Source organism: Paenibacillus sp. P4_A9, from assembly GCF_056402415.1.
Window position 1 is genome coordinate 24,699 of record NZ_JBFUHL010000019.1, and the last position, 25,714, is coordinate 50,412.

The 25,714-nt window shown below is 42.3% G+C and carries 19 protein-coding genes; 16 read left to right on the forward strand and 3 right to left on the reverse strand.

All coding sequences use genetic code 11. The features are described from left to right. Window positions 1–7 precede the first annotated feature (7 nt). The 5 genes from AC1DVJ_RS14695 to AC1DVJ_RS14715 all read left to right on the forward strand — a co-directional run bounded on the left by AC1DVJ_RS14695 (window position 8) and on the right by AC1DVJ_RS14715 (window position 7,499). Entirely contained in the window at window positions 8–898 is an 891-nt protein-coding gene (locus tag AC1DVJ_RS14695; protein ID WP_477591868.1) for an ABC transporter permease, read from the forward strand. 15 nt (window positions 899–913) lie between these two features. Continuing rightward, the gene (locus AC1DVJ_RS14700; RefSeq protein ID WP_477591870.1) at window positions 914–1,807 is read left to right on the forward strand and encodes a carbohydrate ABC transporter permease; all 894 of its coding nucleotides are present in this window, start codon (window positions 914–916) and stop codon (window positions 1,805–1,807) included. Between the two features lie 19 nt (window positions 1,808–1,826). Further along, on the forward strand, window positions 1,827–3,908 hold the full coding sequence (locus AC1DVJ_RS14705) for a DUF5054 domain-containing protein (RefSeq protein WP_477591872.1): 2,082 nt from the start codon (window positions 1,827–1,829) through the stop codon (window positions 3,906–3,908). A gap of 185 nt (window positions 3,909–4,093) precedes the next feature. Beyond that, entirely contained in the window at window positions 4,094–5,671 is a 1,578-nt protein-coding gene (locus AC1DVJ_RS14710) for a helix-turn-helix domain-containing protein (protein WP_477591874.1), read from the forward strand. A gap of 181 nt (window positions 5,672–5,852) precedes the next feature. Then, a complete protein-coding gene (locus AC1DVJ_RS14715; protein WP_477591876.1) occupies window positions 5,853–7,499 on the forward strand; it encodes a sensor histidine kinase in 1,647 nt (548 codons plus the stop codon). A 610-nt stretch (window positions 7,500–8,109) separates the two neighbouring features. Here AC1DVJ_RS14715 and AC1DVJ_RS14720 read toward each other — a convergent pair. Beyond that, complete coding sequence (locus AC1DVJ_RS14720; RefSeq protein ID WP_477591878.1) at window positions 8,110–8,997, reverse strand: helix-turn-helix domain-containing protein; 888 nt, start codon at window positions 8,995–8,997, stop codon at window positions 8,110–8,112. A 161-nt stretch (window positions 8,998–9,158) separates the two neighbouring features. Between AC1DVJ_RS14720 and AC1DVJ_RS14725 the strand changes: the two genes are divergently transcribed. The 7 genes from AC1DVJ_RS14725 (at window position 9,159) to AC1DVJ_RS14755 (ending at window position 18,009) form a co-directional block, all read left to right on the forward strand. Further along, window positions 9,159–11,762 (forward strand): glycoside hydrolase family 38 N-terminal domain-containing protein, encoded by a 2,604-nt coding sequence (locus tag AC1DVJ_RS14725; protein WP_477591880.1) that lies wholly within the window; start codon window positions 9,159–9,161, stop codon window positions 11,760–11,762. 99 nt (window positions 11,763–11,861) lie between these two features. Then, the gene (locus tag AC1DVJ_RS14730) at window positions 11,862–13,169 is read left to right on the forward strand and encodes an ABC transporter substrate-binding protein (RefSeq protein WP_477591881.1); all 1,308 of its coding nucleotides are present in this window, start codon (window positions 11,862–11,864) and stop codon (window positions 13,167–13,169) included. A gap of 80 nt (window positions 13,170–13,249) precedes the next feature. Next, window positions 13,250–14,176, forward strand: coding sequence for a carbohydrate ABC transporter permease (locus AC1DVJ_RS14735; RefSeq protein ID WP_477591883.1), 927 nt, complete (start codon window positions 13,250–13,252; stop codon window positions 14,174–14,176). A gap of 5 nt (window positions 14,177–14,181) precedes the next feature. Then, entirely contained in the window at window positions 14,182–15,015 is an 834-nt protein-coding gene (locus tag AC1DVJ_RS14740; protein WP_477591885.1) for a carbohydrate ABC transporter permease, read from the forward strand. A gap of 32 nt (window positions 15,016–15,047) precedes the next feature. After that, complete coding sequence (locus tag AC1DVJ_RS14745; RefSeq protein ID WP_477591887.1) at window positions 15,048–17,099, forward strand: discoidin domain-containing protein; 2,052 nt, start codon at window positions 15,048–15,050, stop codon at window positions 17,097–17,099. A gap of 60 nt (window positions 17,100–17,159) precedes the next feature. Continuing rightward, the gene (locus AC1DVJ_RS14750; protein ID WP_477591889.1) at window positions 17,160–17,714 is read left to right on the forward strand and encodes a LamG domain-containing protein; all 555 of its coding nucleotides are present in this window, start codon (window positions 17,160–17,162) and stop codon (window positions 17,712–17,714) included. Window positions 17,715–17,862: 148 nt separating this feature from the next. Continuing rightward, on the forward strand, window positions 17,863–18,009 hold the full coding sequence (locus AC1DVJ_RS14755) for a hypothetical protein (RefSeq protein ID WP_477591891.1): 147 nt from the start codon (window positions 17,863–17,865) through the stop codon (window positions 18,007–18,009). Window positions 18,010–18,355: 346 nt separating this feature from the next. Here the strand turns inward: AC1DVJ_RS14755 and AC1DVJ_RS14760 are convergent, their stop codons facing one another. Beyond that, entirely contained in the window at window positions 18,356–18,598 is a 243-nt protein-coding gene (locus AC1DVJ_RS14760) for a transposase (protein ID WP_477591893.1), read from the reverse strand. Window positions 18,599–18,677: 79 nt separating this feature from the next. Further along, the gene (locus AC1DVJ_RS14765; protein WP_477591895.1) at window positions 18,678–19,007 is read right to left on the reverse strand and encodes a transposase; all 330 of its coding nucleotides are present in this window, start codon (window positions 19,005–19,007) and stop codon (window positions 18,678–18,680) included. A gap of 291 nt (window positions 19,008–19,298) precedes the next feature. On the opposite strand from AC1DVJ_RS14765, the gene AC1DVJ_RS14770 reads away from it, so the two are divergent. The 4 genes from AC1DVJ_RS14770 to AC1DVJ_RS14785 all read left to right on the forward strand — a co-directional run bounded on the left by AC1DVJ_RS14770 (window position 19,299) and on the right by AC1DVJ_RS14785 (window position 25,699). Beyond that, window positions 19,299–20,243 (forward strand): ABC transporter permease subunit, encoded by a 945-nt coding sequence (locus AC1DVJ_RS14770; RefSeq protein WP_477591897.1) that lies wholly within the window; start codon window positions 19,299–19,301, stop codon window positions 20,241–20,243. Between the two features lie 33 nt (window positions 20,244–20,276). Next, entirely contained in the window at window positions 20,277–21,158 is an 882-nt protein-coding gene (locus AC1DVJ_RS14775; protein WP_477591899.1) for a carbohydrate ABC transporter permease, read from the forward strand. 61 nt (window positions 21,159–21,219) lie between these two features. Further along, on the forward strand, window positions 21,220–22,959 hold the full coding sequence (locus AC1DVJ_RS14780) for a type 2 periplasmic-binding domain-containing protein (protein WP_477591901.1): 1,740 nt from the start codon (window positions 21,220–21,222) through the stop codon (window positions 22,957–22,959). A gap of 70 nt (window positions 22,960–23,029) precedes the next feature. Continuing rightward, window positions 23,030–25,699 (forward strand): glycoside hydrolase family 38 N-terminal domain-containing protein, encoded by a 2,670-nt coding sequence (locus AC1DVJ_RS14785; protein WP_477591902.1) that lies wholly within the window; start codon window positions 23,030–23,032, stop codon window positions 25,697–25,699. The last annotated feature ends 15 nt before the right edge of the window (window positions 25,700–25,714 follow it).

Sequence of the window (25,714 nt, forward strand, 5' to 3'; positions counted from 1 at the left end):
TTTGGGTATGAGGTCAAGCAAATGGCTCATCACGTATCACTTAATGCTGCTGCCGGGAATGGTCTTCCTCATCCTGTTCAGCTTGATCCCGATGTTTGGGGCCGTCATTGCGTTCCAAAATTTTATTCCGGGCATTCCGATATTCAAGCAGGAGTGGATCGGCCTCGATAATTTCAAGTTCATGATTCAGATCCCGGACAGCCGAATTGTATTTCTAAACACTATCATTATAGCTTCCATGAAAATAGTAGCAGGGCTCATTGTACCCGTTACCTTCGCACTGATCTTAAATGAGGTGCGAACGCGGTGGTTTAAGCGATGGGTGCAAACGGTGGTATATTTGCCGCATTTTATATCTTGGGTCATTTTGTCGGGGATTTTGACCACCATGCTTTCCTTGGACGGGATTTTTAACCGAATATTAAGCCAGTTTGGTATGGATCCTATTCTTTTTTTGGCTAATAACAGCTGGTTTCGCTACATTATCGTCGGGAGTGACGTTTGGAAGGAATTTGGCTTTAGCGCTATCGTATATTTGGCGGCACTAGCGGGAATTAATCCCTCCTTGTATGAAGCGGCGGAAATCGATGGTGCCGGCAGATTAAGCAAACTGAGACATATAACGCTTCCTGGTATTATGCCAACGATCATTTTGTTATCTACGCTAAGCTTAGGAAATATCTTAAATGCTGGTTTCGACCAAGTGTTTAACTTATATAACCCGCTAGTTTACAGCTCCGGTGACATTATCGATACCTACGTTTACCGGGTGGGGCTCGTTAATTTTCAGTATGGCTTGGCGACTTCCGTCGGATTACTGAAATCAGTCGTTGCTATCTTGTTGATCGCACTATCCTATAAGCTGGCGAGCAAATTTGCTAATTATCGAATCTTTTAGGGGGAGGGGATATCTATGGTTCAGTCTAAGAACTGGCTTAGCCGGAGTGCTGATTTTGGTAATTATTTAATATTGATACTCATATTTTGTATGTCACTATTTCCACTATGGTATACATTGGCTCTCTCCTTTAGCGATAAAGCAGCTGCGAATGCGGGAATCGTGTCCGTATGGCCGGTAGGATTCAATTTGTCCTCTTATCAGATCATTTTGCAGGATCATAAATTTTTTCAAGCTTTTCTTGTGTCAGTGAAGCGAGTTGCGATCGGTGGTGCAATCAACTTTGTATTAACGGTTCTGATGGCGTATCCATTGTCAAAAGAATCGAACAGGTTTCCTGGGAGAAACTTGTATATGTGGTTCTTGGTGTTTTGTATGCTTTTTTCAGGCGGGCTCATCCCTCTTTATATAACTGTAGCTGAGCTGCATTTGCTGAATTCCATTTGGGCGCTAGTATTACCCGGGGCCGTACCGATTTTTAACGTCATTTTGATCATGAATTTTTTCAGAAATTTGCCTAAAGAGATTTCAGAAGCGGCAGTTGTAGATGGAGCAGGACCCATTAATACGCTCTTACGAGTTTTTATTCCGATATCGCTTCCTGCCTTGGCAACAGTGACACTTTTCAGTATTGTCGGACATTGGAACTCCTTTTTTGACGGATTAATTTTTATGAATAAGCCGGAAAACTATCCGCTTCAGACGTATATTCAGCAGTTAGTGGTACGGATCGATCCGCAATTACTTAGCACATTAACTACCGAAGAGTTAATAAAATTATTTAAAGCTTCGGATAAAACGCTCAATTCTGCCAAGCTTATTGTGACGATGCTCCCATTATTGGTGATCTATCCATTTTTGCAAAGATTTTTTATTCACGGGATCGTACTCGGATCTGTTAAAGAATGAATGAAGGATGGTTAAATTGATGACGACAGTTAAAAAAGTACACGTTATTTTCAAAACGCATCTGGATATCGGGTTTACCGATCTCGCAGCTAATGTGGTTGACAAGTACATGACTATGTTTATTCCGCAAGCCTTATCATTGTCGGAACGTATGGCAAGTGAAGAAGGAAGGTCCAACTTTATTTGGACAGTTGGATCTTGGTTGATCGAGGAATATTTGCAATCCGCGTCGGAAGAGCAGCGGATCCAAATGGAACAATCCATTCATAGAGGGCATATTGCGTGGCACGGTCTCCCTTTTACTACACATACGGAATTGATGGATAAAACACTACTTGAATATGGCTTGTCGATTTCCAGGAAGTTGGATCAACGATTTGGGAAGAAAACGATTGCCGCAAAAATGACAGATGTACCAGGGCATACAATTGCTATGGTGCCCATCTTGGCGAGAAATGGCATCCGTTATTTGCATGTGGGCGTAAATCCTTCAAGTAAGCCTCCGTCAGTGCCACAAGTGTTTATATGGCGTGCAAGCGATGGTTCGGAATTGATTGTGAATTACGCTGCGGATTACGGTCAACGGCTGGAAGTAGAAGGTCTTGAGGATGTGCTCTATTTTGCTCACACAGGAGATAATAGAGGTCCTTCTTCCATAGAAGAAATAGAGAAGCTGTACAGCCGATTGCAAGCTGAATACCCGGGTGCAGAAATTGCCGCGTCAACATTGGACGCATTCGCCGAAAAGCTGCTGGCATGTAAGCATGTTCTTCCAGTCGTCAGTGAGGAGATCGGTGATTCGTGGATTCATGGTGTGGCTTCCGATCCTTCGAAAGTGGCACGCTACCGGGAACTGCTCCGATTAAGAGAAAAATGGGTGGATATGGGCACTTTAGATCCCAATGGCGTTAGTTACGACAAGTTTTCCAATCGCCTTATGTTGATCCCAGAGCATACTTGGGGGTTGGATGAGAAAACCTATTTGGCGGATTACGTCAATTACTCTGCAGTGGATTTTACGGCGGCGAGATCGAAGGATGTAATTAGCAATGAGGCGGTTCAAGGTCCTTATGATGCGTTTAATCAAATGGGGAGAAAAGAGCGCTCCTATCGGCACTTTGAAAGCTCGTGGGAGGAGCAGCGCGCATATTTGGATCAGGCGGTGTCAGCGCTTAGTTCGGAGTTGCAAATCGAAGCGAAGAAAGTGTTAGACAGCTTGAACCCTGTCAGTTCGTATCATTCGAATGACACCGCAAGTATTGAAAATCTTGAAATGAACCGATGCTATACGTTTGGGAAATTTCGCGTTAGCTTCGCATCCGACGGCTCCATTGATCAACTGGTGGATACGAATGGGAAAGTATGGGCAGATGATGAAAATAGGCTGGCTGTCTACCGGTACGAAACGTTCGGCAAAGAAAACTACGACCGCTATTTTAAGGAATATACAATTAACATGAAACAGCATTATTATTGGGCGATTCCCGATCACGGCAAGCCCGGTATTGAATATGCCGAACCAGCTCCGGAACATAAGCAGTACCGTCCGATCTTAAGAAGCCTCCAAATGGAAAGGGGGGTGGAAAGCGACAAGGTATGGGCTCAATTAGAGATGCCTCCAGAAGCTTGCACCCATTATGGGGCACCTCATCAGCTCGCGATCGTTTACACATTCCATCATAACGATTGTAACATCGATGTGGAGTTGAACTGGATGGATAAACTAGCATGCCGTTTGCCGGAAGCAARCTGGTTCTCATTTATCCCTTGCGTTGACAATCCGAATATGTGGACCATGGATAAACTGGGCACACGTGTTTCACCGTTATCCGTAGTTAAGAACGGCAACCGAAATATGCACGCTGTGAATACAGGACTTTATTATGAAGGATCGGATGGGAGCCTTATAATAGAGACGTTGGATGCCCCCATCGTATGCCCGGGTGAAAGAAGATTGTTGCAATTCAACAATACGTTCGCTCCTCTGGGAGGTGGATTTCATTTTAATTTGCATAACAACGTATGGGGAACAAATTTTCGCATGTGGTTCGAGGAAGATATGAAATACCGCTTCCGATTACGTTTCAAGTCTAACAAATAATATAGCTCGTTAGGTAATTGCCGCGTAAATTGCGGCTTTTTTGTTTTAATTGTTATTTTAAGTATAATTCCATAAATGTAATTATTTTGATAATCACCAAGCGGAGGGCGAGAACTGTATAAAATGCGGCCATGTAATGGTATGATGGATCTAATTTACTTCAGAAAGCATGAGGAGAGAAGATCATGTACAAAGTGATGATCGTTGAAGATGAAATGCTTGTACGAGTGGGGTTAAAGAACCTCATTGATTGGAAGCGTTTTAATATGGAAGTAGTTGCAGACGAATCCAATGGCCAGGCTGCATGGCAAACGTTCGAGAAAGAACGACCGGATATTGTGATTACAGATATCGTAATGCCTATTATGGATGGCATCCAATTAATAAGTGAGATAAGAAAAATCGATGACTACCAAACGAAATTCATCATTCTGACATGCATGGAAGATTTCAAAACTGTACATGCAGCAATGAATATGGGGGTATCGAGTTATATTGTAAAACTGACGATGACAGAGGCTGAAATTGAAACGGAGTTGCTAAAGTTAAAAAATGAGCTGGATGCCATGTCTGTGAAAGTTTCGGCTAAGCCTATAGAGAATAAAGTTAGCAACAAAGAGGATTTATTAAAAAATCAGATTCTGTACAACCTGTATTCGAAAGATGAATTTGTCCGAAATTTAAAAGAGATCAACCCTTTTATTGTTGAATCTAACTTATTTCTATGTATGATTGAAGTCGATCAATTATCTAGGGCGCATAAAAGATATGCCCATCATCTCAAAAGCACCCTATTAAATATTATGAATGAAACATTGCAGGAGTATGATGATGTAGAGGTATTTTGTGACGACGAGCACAGATTTATCTTGTTGTTTAGTGCTCGTGAGATTAGGAGTGAGAATAGGTTGAATGTGCAGCTGCGTGGTATCTTGATGCAGATTCAACAGAACATTCTTCGTTATCTTAAAATCCATGTAAGCATTGGAGTCAGTGAGCACTATGATGATTTTAGTCGACTAAAAACAATGTATGAGGAATGTACCCTAGCGCTGCATGCCAAGTTTTATTCAGAATTAGGGGGCATTCATGTTTACAATCGGGATATGAATAGTTTTAAAAAGGCGCATGAAAGTGCAGTTAACCGTATTAGTAAGCTTTCTGAACAGTATGAAGAATTACTGGGTAAGGAGCACATAGCTAACATCAGGAACTCATTTAGTGGAATCGATTATCAAACAGATCAATATACGAAGAGAGTAAAGAATTATGCGTTGCAATGGCTGCAGATACCTTCAGCAGTCTATAACGGAATGGGACAACAGTTCTATGCCATCTTGGATGCTTATTCCACTACGATTCAGGAAAGTGAGACCTTCAATGAAATCATCTCGGCTCACCAAGGATATATAAGGGAGCTGTCTGAGCTAAGCAAGCGAAACCTGAGCAGAGAAATTGTTATGGCCAGGGAGTTTATCGAGCGGAACTTCGCAAATGAGGTATCTCTCGAACAAGCGGCGAAACACGTTGGACTGAGCAGTAATTATTTAAGCTACTTATTCAAAAAAGAGCTTGATGTCAATTTTATTGATTATTTGATTTCGTACAGAATCGAAAAAGCAAAGGGACTGCTTGAAAGCACCAATCTTAAATTTTATGAAATCGCTGAAAGAGTTGGATTCAATGACAATACCTATTTCAGCAGGGCATTTAAGAAGATAACAGGTATGAATCCGAATGAGTATCAGAAAAAAATAAAATAAAAATCATCATATAGGAGATACTTATGCGATGTTCCTTAAAAAATTAAGATTGAAAACACAATTAGTCCTATCTACAATCCTTATTTGTACGCTCATTTTAGTTATAAGCTTGAGTGTTATCTACATTCGGATGCTTGACAGTTTTAAAATAAATAACCAAGAAACCACACATAGAGAATTCATGCAAGCTGAGAATATTATTAATACGGTCAAAACCGAAGTCAATAATATTTCCATTCAGATTTATAATAATAGTGATATTACTAACTTATTAAATGATACCGGATATTTGAAAGACTACGAGCATGTCGGACTTGCTGTTAATGTCTTAAAGCAATTGAGTCTTATCAAAGAAGTTAATAATTATATAGAATCCATTTACTTGGTCGGAAATAATGGTGAAGTTATAGGCCTCAACACTCGAAATAATTTCTCTTATTTTCTTTCCAAAGAAAATTCGCCGTTGTATACGTCTAAAATTTATACAAATCTAATGAGTCTTAAAGCAAACAGTGACTCCAAGATGTCTTGGTATGGTGATATCAAAAGTAGTGACGTTGGGTTGGATTTGGGACCCAATAGTAGCAGTTTAATGGTAGCGGCCAAATCGTTGAAATCGGCTTTTGGCAAAGACTCAGCTATTCTGTTAATCTCGATCAACGAAAACGCCATTAATGAGATCTATAAGTATTTAAAACGATCAGACAACCAAAATTTATACATTTTGGATCAGGCTAGTCAAGTCATTTCCAGCTCAGATAAGAATAAGATTGGCAAATCGAGTGTTACGCCACTTTCGCAATTAAACACCGATTACGGGAACTTTGTTTCTCACATCCATGGGAATAAGTATCAAATCATTTATTACAAACTCAAGGATTCAGGCTGGGTTTTGGTTAACGAACTGCCGCTCAATGAATACATGAAGGACATTATCCTATTAGTCAAGACATTAGCCTGGATATATATTCTGGCCTTGGTCTTATCCATACTCCTATCTGAAGTCTGGATGAGAAAACTTACGTACCCGTTATTAAGGCTTGAGAAAGCGATGGCAGAAGTTGAGCTGGGTGGCATAGGCGCCGTGATCACAGGGAGATTCAACGCAGAATTTGGCAGGCTGATTAATCGGTTTAATCAAATGTCACTAAGTATTGCACAGCTTATACAAGAGAACAACGAAGAGCAAGAAAAGAAAAGATTTTATGAAATTGAGGCTTTGCGCGCCCAGATTAATCCTCACTTCTTATTTAATACGTTGAATAGTATCAAATGGATGGCTAAACCGATCAAGGCAGTCCATATAGAGAATGCCTTGACCTATTTAGGAGAAATTTTGCGTCCCTTATATAAGAATAGCGGTACCAGATGTACGGTATCCGAGGAAATTGCCTATGTGACGAATTATATCAAAATAATGAACATTCGCTTTGGGGATAAGATTAAGCTGACATTCGATATTCACGAAGATTTAATAAATGAGCCCATCCTTCGATTCATTTTACAGCCCATTGTGGAAAATTCGATTCTGCATGGATTCATGAATAGAAACTACGTCGGAGAGATAACCATACAAGTGATGCGTGAGGAGTATCTCCTTATTCATGTAATGGACGATGGCTGTGGTATTGCGGATGATCGATTGGAGATCATACAGCGAGAAATCAGGGTGCTGGATGGTAAAAGAGAAGGGATCGATGGGATCGGGGTCATCAATGTCAACCAACGAATAAAGCTGCATTATGGCGATGAATATGGCTTGGAAATAAGCAATTTGGAGGAAAGAACAGGGGTGAAAGTGACTTGTAGGCTGCCCCTGCGTAAATGAAGCAACCCTATTCGCTTGATTGCGGATAGGGTTATTTCTTGTTCCTTTCAAACAAGATATCGTAATATACATCAATATTTCGTAATAAAGTACAAGTGCATTTGAAAGGATACATTCTTCATTTGAAAAGTAAGTATTAAAGTTAAACATATCTTGAGAATGATCATTTTAACATTCGACGAATAATTATATGTTCTATATATAGTCAAATTAGTGAAGGCAGGCGTATTAAATGAAATCCAAACAAAGAATTTTGACGAAAAATGGAAAGATAAGCAATGGGTTATACCACCTTTAACTAACTTCCGTTATTTGGAATGGTATTTCGGATTTATCGATTATAGACCCGTGTTTAACAAGAGTGTCTTTCAGAAATTTTGCCTCCAGCTTCCTTCAGATTCCACCTCACGGTTAACACCCTTGCTCTTGGCTAGTGGTTGGCAACTACAAGCCCACACAGTGGACTTTCACCACCTAGTTAATCGTCATGCGTGGCACACAACAAAAAGAACCTCAAACCGCTAGGGTCGGTTCTTCAACGATTCATGGGGCGCGAAGCGGATGCACGGCAAGAGATCTTTCTTGTCAATGCATCCGCATTTTTTATCTCTTAGTAAATTTTATTATCTGTCCGATATTGGGTGGGGGACATGCCTTCGTGCTTCCTGAACATCTTCGAAAAATTGTGTACTCCGGAGTATCCGCACCTCTTTGCGATCTCGGTGATAGATAAAGTAGAATCGCGCAAATCTTCTTTTGCCTTGGTCATTCGGCAGTGCTGAAGATACTCGTGCGGACTGAAGCCGGTTTGTTCAACGTACAAGGAATAGAAACGGCTTCGGCTCAGCCCTGATTCGGCTTCCATCTTCGTAATTAATATGTTCTCTTCGTTAGTCGGCTCGGTAATGCTTCTCTCGATCGATTGCATGACTTTTTTAATTCTAGGATCCATATATTTTTTGTTTGGATCGGCTAAATGAATGGCCAAATCCAGCAAAAGAAGAAATCGCGCCTGTGCTCTGAGCGTTTTTGGAAATAAAGAGGCATCGATGATATCGAAAGGACTCGATAGTTGATTGAAATAGTTCGACCAAGTGGTAGAATCCGAAATTTGAACATACTCCATGATGGCAATGGAAACTGGAGATCGAATCCATTCGTGTTTTGCGAGTGAGGTGGATTCGAAAAAATCGGTTTTGACTTTAAAAGACGATTGTTCCTGGTATTTCCACTCGAAAAAGAAGGTATTGAATTGAAGTGGCTCGTTCGCGTCGGATACCCAAGTATGGGATTTTCCCGCCTCAATATAGAGCTGGACTCCGGGAATTAAGTTGTAAATTTTGTCGCCTAAATGCAGCTGGCCCAATCCATTGGTGACCAAGTAGAAGGAAGGGACATAACAAGTCCGGGGTCCCAATACGTCATAGCCTTCGTGTTGCACATATGAGAAAAAACGAAAGAAGGGACTGTATGATAAGTTTATATGCGCAGTATCCATGTTTCCTCCTGCAATTTCAAGGATTTTTGGGAATCTGGGTTTTATTGAAATCGGATTTTAGGATAAATATAGGAAAGTAAGCTAAATACAAGTAAGCACTTTTAATATACAATTCTAATTGCCACATAACAAGACCTACAGAGAATAAATGGAGGCTAATGATGTCGAAAATTAAAGAAATATTAGTTTATCACCATAGTCACCTAGATGTTGGCTACACACATACTCAGCCTATGTTGTGGGAGCTGCACAACGACTATATCGATCAAGCGATTGAGCTTTGCGAGAAGACGGAACTAGAAGCAGAAGAAAATCGATTCTACTGGACTTGCGAAGCAACCGCTCCTGTCATGAATTGGCTGGAAACGGCGGAAGAGCATCGGATCGAGAAGTTTAAACACTTTATCGCAAACGGACAAATCTGCATAACCGCATTAAGCATGCATACCTCCCCATTATGCAATGCGGAACAACTATCCCGATTGTTGTATGCGACCAAAGAACTTCGTGATCGTTTCGATGCTCCGATTCGAACGGCTATTAACCATGATATTACTGGACAACCTTGGACGATGGCGCAAGCTTTGTTGGATGCAGGAATCGAACTGTATACGACTGGGATCAACATTCACTTCGGAGGTCTTCCTTTGCTGCGGCCAAGAGCGTATAAGTGGATAGCCCCGGACGGAAGAGAACTTTTGACTTTTAACGGAGAGCATTACTCGCTGTTTACGCAATTTTGCCGTTTGGAAGAAAAAAGCACRGTTCTCATGGAAGAKGGCTTAAACCAATACATTGAGAGAATTGAAAGAGAAGGCTATCCTTACGACTTTATCTACTTATCGGCAACGAACGTGCCAATGTACGATAATACGCAGCCGGATCAAGAGTTGCTTGCCATGGTACAAAAGTGGAATAGCGAAGGCCGCGAGCAGAAGATCAGATTGATTACGCCGAATATGTTGCTCGACAAGCTGAGAGAACAGTCCGACGAAACGATCCTGACTGTTAAGGGGGATTGGACGGATTACTGGAATTTTGGAGCTGCCAGCTCGGCGGTGGAAACAAGATTGAATCGAAGAACGAAAGTAAGCATGAAGACGGCGGAATTCCTCTCCGCATTCAATACGAAAAAAAAGGCTAAGAACAGAAAGCTGTATAAAAAAGCCTGGGAAAATATTCAGATCTATGATGAACATACGTGGGGGGCGAACGAATCCGTTACGAAACCGGACTCTCTATTTACCCATTCTCAATGGATACTTAATGCAGGCTATGCCCATCAGGCAAATTCGCTGACGGCTTATCTGTTAAACCACGAATTGGAACAATTGGCGAACAATCCGCTGCAGTCTGATAAACCGGATGGAATACTGCTCGTGAATCCCACTCATATCGAGCAGACTTGCGATCTTCGAATTCCTGAGACATTCCTTGAAGAGAGCAGGCACTCATCGGGTGCAAGGTTCAATTATTATCAAAACAATGACGATGTCGATTGGAGTTCGCCTTCTTATGGACGCTTCAAGATGCCGCCGTTCAGTTATAAGAAGCTTCGGATTCCGCAGCCTATTTCTATTTCATCGGTCTTCACGTCAGAAGCGATCAAAGTTACGGATGATGAGATTGATACGCCTTATTATCGGATGACCTTCGATAGAGAAATCGGACGAATTCATGAATTGGTCGAGAAGGAGACGGGCTGGCAACTCATCGACAAGGCAAGCGAATGGACGTTCTTTCAATTCGTGTACGAGAAAACGGACGCGCTTCGGAATAAGCCGGAACGTAAAGCATTGTTTGATCGCGTCTTAGATCTGTGCAATAACAACGTTAGCTGTTGGAATAATGATTGGAAAGCTAGCAGATTAGGTGCCGAGAAGCTGCTGTCATTCAAGACAGAGAAACRCGCTTCGGGCGTTACGGTGACACTCGAATGGACTGCGCCTGGACTAGAACGCTTAGAGCAGCGGATTACATTGTTTACGCATAGTTCCAATATTGAGCTTAGCGCCACGATCGACAAGTTGGACGTACGGGAACCGGAATCTGTTTACTTCGCCTTTCCGCTACAATTAAACCGTGACTGGGCAACTGTGTTCGACAGCGCAGGAACATTCGTCCGGTTGGATGACGAGCAGCTTCCGGCCTCATGTAAGGATTGGTTCACCGTTGATCAGACCGTTTCCATATATGATGATCGTCATGGCATAACGTTGGCTTGTCCGGATGCGCCGCTTATCCAAGCCGGAGACTTTAACTTTGGTAAAGAATCCAAAACGATACCGCGTAACAAAAATCCGCTTCTGTTGGCATGGCCGCTTAGCAATTTTTGGGATACGAATTACAGAGCGAGCCAGCCTGGGAGAATCCAAATCAGGTACGTGATGTCCACCTTCTCACAATTCGATCCGACGCAAGCAACGGTAAGAGGCTTAGAAGCTTCCCACCCCGTACAATTGTTTCCGTTGGTTCGTTGTCATGAAGAATCAGAAGGAGTTTTTCTTCAAGTGGACGGACAGGGTATCGTAACGCAATATATTAAGCCGGCTGAAGATGGGAACGGAATGATTATCCGGTTAAACAACTTACATAGCGAATCAGCGCTAGTTAACGTTTCGATTCCGGGAGATCGCATTGAAAAGGCTTATATAACAGATAATTTAGAAGAAAACAAAAGCGAGCACGTCTTGTCGAATGGACAACTTCAAGCGAATCTAACGAGCAGGCAATCGCTTTCCATTCGGATCTTGCGGGAACATTGAAGCACCTATGATTTTTGATATGTTTAAAGAAGCAATATGCATTAACGATAGTGCTTCTTGATATCATATATAATTTCACAAAAAAAGGGGATAGCAAAGATGAATAAGAGGAATGGTGTACTCGTTGCAACAATTGCAGGCGCAATGCTGATCGCTGGTTGCGGTCAAGAAGAGTCGAACAATTCTGCAAGCGCTTCAAATTTGCCGGCAGCTTCTACTGCGGCAACTGCATCTTCGCCTTCGTCCGATGAAAAAGTGACTCTGACGGTCTGGGGCAGTCAACCGAATCAAGCTGTCGTGGAAGCACCTTTCGAGAAAATCAATAAGGCTTTTATGGCAAAGTACCCGAATATCAAAATCGACTATCAATGGTCCGAAACGGAAGATTCGCTTAACGTTGCGGCAGCCGCCGGGTCGCTGCCGGACACCTTCTACGTTCAAGGAAACAAGTCTTCGAAGATGGCCGAGCTGGCCAAGAACGGTCTAATTATTCCGCTCGACAAATACGGCATTGATCTTAGCAGGTTTCCTAAGGGGGCTGTGGACTATGCAACCATAGACGGGAAACTGTATAGTTCTCCACCATCTTTCACTGATTATTCCCTGGTTTATTACAACAAAGACATATTTGCGAAGAATAACTTGCAAATTCCGAAAACTTGGGATGATTTCGTAAAAGCTTGCGATACGCTGCTTAGTAATGGCGTCACTCCTATTGCAACTGGAGGAGGTGGGGATTTCGATCGTTACTGGGCCGTGCAAACTTTTGCACCTATCTTTGCAAATAACTTAATGGAACAGATAGATCAAGGGAAAAAGGACATCGATTTCACCCAATTCACTTCGCTCTTCGATACGTATGAATCGTTTGCGAAAAAAGGGTATTTCGGAAAAAACTATTTATCCATGGACGGCAGTGCGGCTACCTTGGCATTTACGAATGGAAAAGCAGGCATGATTATCGATGGAACCTGGGCCAATAAAACATATGTGGATTCCGGACTTTCGATTGGTCGTTTTGCGGTTCCGGATCCTAACGGCGTCAAATGGGCTCACGAGGGCTTGAGCAACTTTACAACGTATGCAGTTGCGGCCTCCAGCAAACATCCGAAAGAATCAGCGGAATATGTGAAGTTTCTCGCCAGCGCGGAAGCCGCCCAAATTTTGGAGGATGCAATCGGGAGCATTCCGGTTGTCCAGGACGTGAAGCCAAAAGATCAAACGGTAGCGGAGTTCTCTGCATTCAACAAGATGGGAAAAACGATTTACCATGTGTTGTCGCGCACCTCAACGGAAAAATCAAAGCCGCAAGATTTGTTGATCAGCGATGTACTCCCGAAGGTAATTTCCGGTAAAATCTCGGGAGCTGAGGCATCGGATATGATCAAGAAAGAACTTAATAAGTAATAGTAGGGTTATAGAGTCATGTCGATGGCGACAAACCATCGACATGACTTAAATATATACAACCCCGCCAGGAGAAAACGATGCAAAAAATGTTTAGGAATAGAGCGTATTTATACTTTCTCGCACCGGGATTTATCCTTTACTCCCTCTTTGTTATCTATCCTATTTTCAATGCAGCAAGTATCAGCCTCTTTAGCTGGAATGGAATTGGCCCGAAGAAATTCGTAGGTTTCTCCAATTATGTTCAGTTGTTTACCAGCTCTGAATTGGTATCCCAATTTACGAATGCACTTCTGAACAGTTTGAAACTATTCGGATTAAGCGTCTTGATCTTAATTCCTGCGCAAATTGTTGCGGCCTATATGATCTACTCCGAAGTCAAAGGCTTTAAGTTCTTTAGAGTGACGATCTTCTCTCCGCAGTTCATCTCGACACCTGTTATTGCTTTTCTGTTTTTATTGATATTGGACGGCAATGTGGGACTCTTCAATAAAGTTCTAGAATTGGTTGGTCTGGGTCAATACACGAAACCATGGCTTGGCGTGCCGGAATTGGGCATCTATTTCGTTTGGGCAATGATATCTTGGACAGGCTTCGGAGTCGGTATGATTTTGTTTCTCGGTGCTATGAAAATGCTATCCAAGGAATCCATAGAGGCAAGTTACATCGATGGAGCGGGTTATTGGAAAAGGCTACTTTATATCATCATTCCACAGATCAAAGTCACGATTTTGAATCTCGTTTTGATTACTTATATCGTTGCGATGTCGATCTTCGATTTTAACTATATATTAGGCGGTGTTTCAGGAGGTACCAATCACTATCTTGATGTTATGGCCCTATTTTTTTTCCGAATCGCATATGGGTTCTCCAACAATCCGCTTGGAGGAAATATGAGTGAAAATTCGATGGGACTTGGAACTACGATTGCTTGCGTACTATTTCTGCTAATCTTTATCGTATCATTACTGCAAATCATGATCACTTATAAAAGCAGAGGGGAGTGAAACAAGTGATAGGACGTTCAGAGAAGAAAGTATTATATTCACTTGCGAACTCGATTCTATGGCTTTATTCCGGCATCACAGCATTTCTGCTTCTGTATATGATCTATAACTCGCTGCGGACGAAGTCGGATTTGTTGACCAATACTTTTGGAATCCCGCGTTCGCTCGGTATTGACAATTATATCAAGATGTTCACGAAAGAGAATTTTCATCACTACTTTTATAACAGCGTGATCATCCTGATTGCGACTTTGCTGATTATTGTTCTGTGTTCCTCCATGGTCGCCTATGCGTTGGGCAGGTATCGGTTCAAGTTTAACGGCACGATGAGGATTTATTTTCTGTTAGGACTGATGTTTCCGGCGCAGCTAGGCATTCTTCCGATATTCATATTGATGAAAGATATGCATCTGATCAATTCTCCGCTTTCCGTAATCCTGATATTGGCATCCGGAATTTCCATGCCGGTTTTATTGTTGACCGTCTTCTTCGAGAAGATGCCGCAAGATATTTATGAATCCGCAGTGCTGGACGGAGCTTCCGAATGGACAACGTTTTATCGTGTCATGTTTCCCCTCGCGAGCCCGGTCATCTTCAGCATCTGTATCGTCATGTCCGTTCAAATCTGGAACCAATTTTTCATTTCGCTTATTTTCTTGCAAAGCCAAGAGAAGAAAACGATCCCTCTTGTGGTTATGAAATATACATCTAACTTAATGCTATCAATGGATAAAGCGCTTGTCGCATCTGTTTTGGCAACCGTACCGATTCTGATCATATTCGTCATTTTCGCGGATAAAATTTTGGAGGGAGTTTCATCAGGGGCTGTTAAAGGCTGATCTTTATAATCTTATCCTGAGGAGGAGTATGAATGGTGGCAACAAGTATTTTTTCTGATCTCCCTTTTAACTTCAGCCTTACCCCGACAGCGCACGCAACAGCACTGCAATTGCCGCTAAAGGCGACATTGGCGCCAGATTGGACAAAAATGTGGGACAGAAGAAGCGGATGGATCAACAGTGACGGCATTTATTCCATACCACTGGACGGCAATGATGCTATTGGGAGTGCTACGGCGACATCAAAGACGCTCTGGCTTTACTCGGATACCTTTATCGGAACTGTAGATGATGCGACGCTCAACAAGAGCGGTCCGATGATTAACCACTCGCTCTCCACTTTTACCGGGAGTACACCAAATCCAGCAAATATGAATTTTATTTATGGCAGCCATGGAGATATGACAACTGCGAATGTGTTCGGTTCAAATTATTGGCTGATGGACGGTGTCAGGGTAGGAAATTTCGTATATGTATTCGGTTATTTGGTCGATAGCTTCTGGCGTATCAATCGTGAAGATATGATAAAAATCCCGATTGTAAATGGATCTCTTGATCTGAATAATTATACTATTGTCACGAATACCCCTCTCGTAAATACAAACAACGGATTTACTGTGGCGTTCGGCGCGGGCATTATGGACAATACAACAGGAGCTGGAGCGCCGAATCCTGATGGTTATCTGTATATGTATGGATTCAGATTTTCCGATGACTTTAATAGCAACCTAGTCGTTTCAAGGGTGCTGCCGGAATATATCGAAGATTTTACAAAATGGGAATTTTGGACAGGCTCAGATTGGTCCCATAGTGCAGCGGATACGAACAATACAAACGCTATATTAGGTCCTATGCATATCTCAAATGAGTTCAGCGTCACTCCGATCAACAGCGGAATTTATAATGGTAAATATATGGCGGTCTATACGAGGGGGGGCATGTCCTCTACTTTAGAGTATAGTATCGCGGACAGCCCCATGGGTCCATTCAGTCCGGGTGTGGCATTTTTCGATGGACCCGAGCCTGGAATCTATGGCGGAAAAACTGTAATTTATAATGCCAAAGCACATCCTCATCTTTCTCCAGCAGGGCATTTGCTTGTGACATACAATGTGAATAACGGATCGGGTCTTCTGACCAACGAAATTTACAGATCMCGATGGGTGGATATTGATTTGAATCAATATGCGTTCAAGCCAGTGCTGGCGAATGTGTCATCCCAAACTTTAGCGACCGCAAGCGGTTATAATCAAGCGGATCAAGCCCCTAAATATGCGAATGACGAGGAATGGTTCCATAAATGGTGTGACGTTACTCCAGGCGACAAGTGGCTGCATCTGGATCTTGGACAAACCTATTATTTAAGTAAATATACTCTCAAAAATGCGGAATGGGGAGGAGAGAGTGCAAGTCTAAATACGAGAGACTGGAAGTTCCAAGTTAGCGCAGACGGAACTACTTGGACCGATGTAGATAATGTATCGGGAAATACCACGATGACCGTGACGAGGGATTTTGCTGAAGTTGCAGCAAGATATATAAGACTGTACATTACGAAACCTACGCAAACAACGAACGATGTCGCAAGAATTTACTCGTTCGATGTATACGGAAGAAATTCGGCTGTAGGTGCGGATACGAGAGTTAACGTTGCGCTAAATAAGTCCGTTATGGCCAGTGGTTACTTTAATGCCAGCACTATGCCTTCCAAGTTGGTTGATGGCAAGTGGAGTGATATCAATAACGACAAGTGGTGCGATGCAACGACAGGCGACAAGTGGGCTATTGTCGATCTGGGACAAACGTATAACATTAGCAGGTATGTGGTTAAAAACGCAGCTGTTGCAGGCGAGGCCACAAGTCTAAATACCAATTATTTTAAACTGCAAGCAAGCAGCGACGGTACGAATTGGACCGATGTGGACCAGGTCGATTACAACATGTATACGATAACGGATCGGGAAGTAACGCCGTTTAATGCAAGATACGTAAGACTGTACATCACGAAACCATCGCTTAACAACAATGATGTGGCAAGAATTTACGAGCTCGAATTGTATAGCGACATCTTGCAGAACAACTAGAAGTTTGACGAAACAAGCGGAACGGCGGCATCCGATTCCGTGGGAGGAGCTTCGGCGACCGTGAGCGGAGCGACATGGGCAACCGGACATCTTTATAATGCGCTTAGCCTTAACGGCACCAATAACTATGCGTTAGTGAGTAATTATGCGAAGCCGTCTACGAAGGCGACGTATACGGCATGGGTCTATGCGAATGCCAATACAACTTGGGGTACCATCCTGAAAAACTGGGGTGAATCCTCAAGCGGCCAAATCCATCTTGGATTGGGAAATGGCGATGGAAAACTGGGTGTCTATGTGACTCAGGCGAATGGAACGGTCGTGCAGGCTAGCGATAGCGGTGCTTTTCCGACCGGGCAATGGGTTCATGTAGCCGTTGTCGCTGACGGATCATTCATCAGGCTGTATAAGAATGGCCTTCAGGCTGCGAGCGTGGCGTATAACGGCACATTAAAAACATCCTTTAATCCACTAGGCATCGGGGTTAAACCCAATGATGCGGGAACGGGACCAGCATCCTCGGTCGCCGGTTATTGGAACGGCAGCATTGATGATGTTAGAGTATATGTCAGAGCGCTGAGCGGCAGCGAAATTGCTGCCCTGGCAGCACAGTAATAAATCACACGAGAGTCTGAAGGAAATCAACATGTATGGAGACCAACCAATAGAACTTCTTGCCGGGAGTTGTCCCATTTGTCATTCCAAATGACGGAGGGATAGCTCCTACGCAAGACCGGCACTAATCGCCTTCCGATATAGGGACTTGTCGGAAAAAGACTATTTGCTGCTCAAAAAGATGATCTTGAATCGAGACTTCGCAGACTTGAAAGACGCCATTAACCGCTTAACACAAGAGGGATTTGTTGAAGTCAAGCCGAGAGTCAATAACCTCGCATTTCCGCTGGCCTGAACGATTTCGGTGTGAAACTGGAATCCAATTCCAAAAATCTCTGTTAAGGAAAAGGTTCTGCCTTCAACGTCTCTGCGAATTTACGCAGCAGGTTGTCCAACGGAATCGAAAGCCTCTCCGCTTTCGATTCCGTCAAGTGCGGCCCGAATTTCCGTTGATTCCTTTAAGTCGTACACTTTTAAAGTCGCAACTGAGGTTACCGATGTCCTTCTGTCTTCCTTTTGTCCTCAGGACAACAGGGCTGCCCCTGCGGAAATGAACGAAAAGTTTGAATACCATATATGAAAAAGGCAACCCTATTCGCTTGATTGGTCAAGACCCCATTTAATGGACACTGAAAAAAGCCCTAGGCAGCAAGCTGGCGTCGGTACTCAACCGGCGTCAGCTTATTTAGTTTTCTCTGTGCTCTTTCCTCGTTATAAAATTGAATAAATTCTTCAATTCGCCTTTGTGCTTGTTCAATGGTTCGGATATCATAGGGATAGAGAGCTTCCACTTTTAGATGAGAGAAGAAGCTTTCGATTGAGGCGTTGTCATAACAATTTCCTCGGCGTGACATGCTGATTCGGGCGCCAACCTTTGGCAGCATGTCGTGGTAGGCATGAGACGTGTACTGGCATCCCTTATTCCCAAGTAAGAGCATAGGCCCTTTACACTTTGCTCTTCCTTTAGTTCATCAACGACGTAGTATCTCTTTTGCGCACCTCCCGATTCAAGATTTGTAACCACTTTTTTAGCACATCTACCTCTAGCTGCAACTGTCGAATCAGGCGCTCCTGCTCTGTCTCTGTCCGAAACGGTACTCCACGCTTGTCCTTGAAACTTTCTTCACCGCACTCGCGGTACTTCCTCATCCACTTCTTGACCCGACCCTTGTCATGTATATCCAAATGTTCTGTGATCTCTCTGTAGCTCCATCCCTCCACCATATGTAACCGAATGGCCTCTGTCTTGATGGATTCTGGATAATGCTTAAACGTTTGTCCTTTGATCGCCATAAAAAATGCACCCCTTATAATTCATCGGTTTACCCAGGGGGTTTTTCCAATGTTCATTATAAGGGGTGCACTTCATGATTGCGGATGGGGTTGTTTCTTGTCCCTTTCTGACGAGATATCGTAATAAACATCAATAATTCGTAAAAAAGTACAAGTACATTCGAAAGGATGGATTCTTAAGTTGGAAAGTCAGTATTAAAGTTAAACATATCTTGAGAATGATCATTTTAACATTCGACAATTAATTATATGATCTATATACAGTCAAATTAGTGAAGGCAGGCGTATTGAATGAAATCAAAACAAACAATTCTATATAAAAATGGAAAGATCAGCAATGGGTTGTACCTGTTCCTGTTGTCAGTACCATTTATCCTACTACTAATCATATTTAACTATCTTCCATTGTTCGGATGGTATTTCGGGTTTATCGATTATAGACCCGTGTTTAACAAGAGTGTATTTCAGAATATGTTAGATAGTCCTTTCGTAGGGATGAAATACATTCATGTGGCAATTTATTATAAGGAAGATATCATAAACGCGCTTAAGAATACGTTTGCAATTAGTGGATTGGGAATCTTGTTGTCGCCGATTCCAGTAATATTTGCCATTATGTTGTCAGAGGCAAAGAATGCTAAATTTAATAAGCTAGTTCAATCCATCTCTACATTTCCAAACTTCATTAGCTGGGTAATCATATTTGGTGTGATGTGGGGAATATTTTCGATGGATGGCGTCGTTAATTTTGCATTAAAGCAGCTTCATTTGATTAATGAACCGATTAATATTCTTGGGAACTTAGAAGCAACCTGGTATTTTCAATCCTTGTTAACCATGTGGAAAGGCATGGGTTATAGTGCAATTATTTACTTGGCTGCAATCGCAGGGATTGACCAAGAGCAGTATGAAGCAGCTAGAGTAGATGGTGCCGGAAGATTGTCTAGTATCTGGCATATTACGATTCCAGGTATTACCGAGACTTATTTTGTTCTCTTCTTGCTCAATATTGGGAACCTGCTAAACAACGGATTGGATCAATATTTAGTCTTTTACAATCCCCTAGTGGCTAATAAAATTGAGGTCCTTGACTATTTTGTTTACAGAATCGGATTTACTTTAAATGACTTATCTTTCTCGGTTCTAATTGGGATGCTGAAATCCATTATTGGTATTATCTTAGTCTTCACAGCTAATTACGCAGCGAAGAAAATACGAGGCACATCTATGTTCTAAGTTGCACCACCGACGATATTCAGGAGGGTCTATATGGTTAAAAAAAGATTTAATCTTTTTAATATGACAAATTACTTTTTATTGTTCCTGATATGTTTCGTTTGCTTCTACCCTTTTTATTATGTGTTTATTTACTCGATTAGTGATCCTACAGAGGCAGCCAAAGGTGTATATCTATTTCCGAAAGGGCTTACATTGGCCACTTATGTGAAAGTGTTCCAGCTGGATAACTTGCTCCATTCCATATGGATATCTGTCCTTCGGACAGTCTCAGGTACTGTGCTTACGCTTTTCTGTTCTTCATTATTTGCCTATTTACTGTCCAAGAAAGAAATGTTGTTTCGTGTCATTGTTTATCGATTAGTTATTGCTTCGATGTATTTAAATGCCGGACTGGTTGCCATTTATCTTACTTATGCGAGTCTGGGTTTAAAAGATAATTTTCTAGTCTATATACTTCCAGCAGCTGTTACGGGCTTCTTCATTGTCCTGATCAAGACATTTATTGAACAACTGCCTCCCGCTATTGAGGAGGCGGCAATGATTGATGGTGCCGGTTATCTGGGTATGTTCTTTCGAGTAGTTCTCCCATTGTCTTTGCCAATCATGGCTACAATTGCGATTTTCTCTGCAGTTAATCATTGGAATAGCTGGATTGACAGTCTGCTTTTTATAAACGACACACGGCTATATACAGCGCAATATACGCTTTATAACTATTTGAGCCAAGCGGATGYTCTTGCCCAAGCGCTCCGCAAAAATGCTGGAGTTGATGGATTAGCTGCGCGAAAGACCACGCCAGAAGCTATAAAAATGACCATTACACTTGTCACAATATTACCTATCTTGTTCGTCTATCCTTTTTTTCAAAGATTTTTTGTTAAAGGTCTGATGGTAGGCGCTATAAAAGGTTAAGTGCAGATCTTACTAATCTGCTTTAATATAGATTTATACATGATAAGGGAGGACTAGAAAAATGATTAACAAGAAAGTGGTTACAAGTACATTAGCCATGACAATGGTGGTCGCACTCTCATTAACAGCATGTAGTAAAGCAGATCCGCCGGTAGCCTCTACAACCCCAGCAGCGGGTGCAGCATCAACAACGCCATCCCAAGCACCGAAGGAAGCTGTTACGCTGACGATTTGGAGTGGAGGGCCGATGGAGCCTTCGGATGCAATTATCGAAGAGATTAAGAAGAAGCTCAATATTACAATTAAATGGGTTGTTGCTGATAAAACCAAACAACTCGTACAGATTACCAGCGGAGATGTTCCTGATCTTGTTTGGGTAGAAGATGYGAATAAAGTGCAGTTGATGAATGCCAAGCTGTTGTTGCCATTGGATGACTTGGTTAAGACGAATGGTAAGAATCTCACAACTAATCTTGCCAAGGCGCTTGAGTATTCCAAGAAATTCACGAATTCTGATGGTAAGCTTTATGTGATTCCTGGTCATACTGCACCTAGTAATAGCGCACTGGCTAACGCCCCAGCTCCTCTTGAACACATTTATGGCGGATTGACAAGATGGGACTACTATAAAGAGCTTGGATTACCAGTAGTGAAGAATACGAATGATTATCTGAATTTGCTTGCGGATATGGTGAAGAAACATCCGCAGACAGCAGATGGAAAGAAAACATACGGAATTGGGCTTGCTAGCGATTTCGCTTTATGGGAATATAATGCATTACCAACTAATAATAGTGCAAAATGGCCTGTTGGTGCCGGTCTCCTAGCAGGAAATGATGGAGTCCTTGTGGATCAATATGCGGATGAGAATGCTCCATTCTTTGGTACTTCAGTTAAATTTTATAACAAAGCTTACCAAATGGGGTTGCTTGATCCTGAGAGCTTTACACAGAAGGCTGACGGTTTAAAGGCTAAGATCATGAACGGTCAAGTCATGTCATGGACACAAGGCTGGTTTAATGCAGAGATCAATGCTGCCTTGCAAAAGGTTAATCCATCAGCATCTATGGTATTAATTCCAGGTGCATTCCCAACAACCTTAAAGGGGTATGGATCAAACTTGGGTTACGTAGGKACTGGGTATGGTATTGCAGCAACATCTAAACACCCAGATCGCGCGATGGATCTATTGAATTATTTTGCAAGCTATGAAGGAAGCCGTTTGACTGTTTCTGGCGTGAAGGGTCAACATTGGGATTTGGTTAACGGTAAGCCAGAGATGAAGCCTGAAGTCGTTGCTCAAATGAAATCAGATCCAGATTTTGTGAAGAAAAATGGTTTTGGTCTGAATACGGTTTATGCATCTTTGATGCTGATTGATTCAACAATTGTTAATCCAGAAGATGGTGCACCAATTAATCTTTCGAACACAACAGCTGCTATGGCAGCACTTATGACTCCAGGACAACAAGAATATGCGAAGCATTTCGGGGGCAGCTACCCAGGCGAAGCGTATGAGAAGGCTGTTGGTAAAGAAGGCGTATACTATGCTAATCCAGTTGCACAAGGTGCGATTCCTATCCCTCCAGATGATATTGCACGAATCAACACTGCGATCACTAATTCTTTAACTAAGGGTCTTCCTAAGATCGTGATGAGTAAAACAGATGCTGAGTACAGTGAAAATGTAAAAGCACAAATTGCAGAGCTGAAACGTCTAGGTCTTGATACAGCAAACGCATGGTATAAAGCTGAATATGAGAAAGCTAAGGTTGCCGTGCAAGAATATATTGTTAAATAAAATTGTTAATAGGTAGCTTCGTGTAAGGATGAAGCTACCTTTTATTATGGAAAAGAATAGGAGATTATCTATGTCTAAAATTAAAGAGGTTTTAGTTTTACACCATAGTCACTTGGATGTTGGTTATACCCATGCACAGCCCATCTTATTGGAGAAACAGAAAGAATATATTGATCAAGCGTTAGAATTATGTGAATTAACGGAACATTGGTCTGATCTAAATAAATTTCGTTGGACATGCGAAGCTACGTATCCTGTTTTGCTTTGGCTTGAAACGGCAACTGAGCAGCAGCTTCAACGCTTTACTCATTTTTTACATAACGGACAATTGAGCTTGTCCGCCACTTATTTTCATTCGACTCCACTTTGTACCGCAGRGCAGTTGGCTAGAATGTTATATCCCGTCAAACAAATAAGAACTCAGTTCGGCTACGAGATCAAGTGCGCTATCAATCATGATATTAACGGAGTGCCATGGTCGTACAGTCAATTATTGCTGGATGCGGGTGTGGAGTTTTATATCACAGGTATTAATATCCATATGGGAGGCGTTCCATTAACGCGCCCAGACGCTTTCCATTGGCAAGCACCAGATGGCAGAAAGCTGCTTACCTTTAATGGCGAGCATTATTCGCTATTTGGTCAAATTACTAATCTATATGATGGCAGCACCACGAATAAAATTGCGGATGGCTTAGCTAAGTATTTAGAAAAAATCGACGCAAATCCAGAGTATCCGTTTGACTTTATTTATTTGACGTCGACGAATGTACCTGCTTTCGATAACAATTCACCGGATCGAGAGTTGGCACAATTACTTAAAACCTGGAACGAAGAACAACGGGAGTTTACGATTTCGTTTGTCACGCCAGAGCAATTATATGCCAAAGTGAAGAAACATGAAGATCAATTTCAGACGCACACGGGAGACTGGACGGATTATTGGAACTTTGGTTCAGCAAGCGCAGCCAAAGAAACGAAATTGAATCGTAGAACCAAGCAAGGTATGAAAGCGGTCGAGCTTCTAGAATCATTTGGCAGCAAGGGCGATATCTCGTATCAAAAAGTTAAAAAACAAGCGTGGGAGCAAATTCAATTATACGATGAGCACACATTCGGGGTATGGACTTCCATTGCTGAACCCGATGATCTGAATACAGATATTCAATGGGCACATAAAGCGCATTATGCTTATTTGGGCAATAGCTTAACGGGTCAGTTATTAGGGACGCAATTAGAAGAGTGGGCCGGCAATCCCCGACAATCGCAAGAGCCTGAAGGTATTTTATTACTCAATCCTTCTTCCGCTTCCATTATGCATGATCTTAAAATTCCGGCTAGTTACCTGCAGAAAGGAAGGCATCTTTACGATATAAGAACGCGTGAAGTGCTGATGAACTATGATAAAAATCACTCGGAAGTCAGCTATGGAACGGTTGAGTTGCCTCCGTTCAGTTGGAAGAAGATACCTTTGAACTCCTTGCAAATTATGGAGCATTCGAAGGATATTGAAGCAAGCGTAGGCAATATCAAGGAGTATGTGGAACCTTTTAGTCCGAATCAGCTTGTTAATGGCCTTATCATGATCGAGGAAGGACGGATTGAGACGCCTTTCCACAGATGTYYMTTTGATCCRRCRACRGGTCGAATCCTCAGTTTAGTTGATAAGCGGCAGGACTGGGAAGTTCTTGATCAAAGCAGTCCCTATAGTTTGTTTCAATACGTGCAAGAAACGATTGACACGCTCTATCATCCGAATCATCGCAGAACCTTCTTTCCAAGAGACGTTGAAAAAGCAAATGATAGCATCAGCTGCTGGAATCACGAATGGAAGGCTAAGCGTCTAACCTATACAGGTCTGAAGTCATGTAAGGTAGAACGAAGTACATACAGCGCGACTTTGATTTTGCTATGGGATGCGCCAGGTGTAGACAATCTGGAGCAAAGGTTTACTTTTTTCAGTTATCGTGCGGATATTGAAATGAAGGCTTCTTTCTATAAGCAGGATATTACGACGCCGGAAGGCACTTACTTTGCTATTCCTTTGAACCTGCAAGAATGGCGCTGCCATTATGATACGGCTGGTCAATGGGCCGAACTTGATGCCGAGCAGCTGCCGGGAGTATGCAGAGATTATGTTACGGTAGATAAAAGTGTATCCGTCTACGATGGTCAGCATGGGGTAGCGTTGATTTGCCAAGATGCACCGCTTGTGCAAGTGGGGGGCTTTAACTTCGGCAAAGAGCAAAAAACGATTGATAAGCAAGCAAATCCGCTTTTATTAGCTTGGCCGATGAACAATTACTGGGAAACGAATTTCAGAGCACGTCAACCTGGGTTTAATTCTTTCGTCTATTACCTGAATACGTTTCAATCCTTCGATCCAGCAAGTGCGATGGATTCTGCAGTTAAAGCCGTATCCCCTATTCTCTCCTATCCGGTTATTCATTGTAAGCAAGAGGAATCTGAACAATTCATTCAGGTCACCGGTGATGGCGTTCAGATCTTTGATGTTAAACCGGTTGAGGAAGGATTTGGAATCCTGGTTCGTCTAAGTAATTGTACGGATCGACAAGTGGAGGCAGGGCTGCAATTTCCGAACAAAAAGATTATCGCTGCCTATCAAACCAATGCTTTGGAAGAAATCCAAATGGAACTAAAGCATATTCGAAACGACAAGTTGGAAATTAAGCTTGATGCGAAACAAATGCTGCATGTCCATGTGATTCTCGAAGGATAGAGCAGTAGGTTTGCA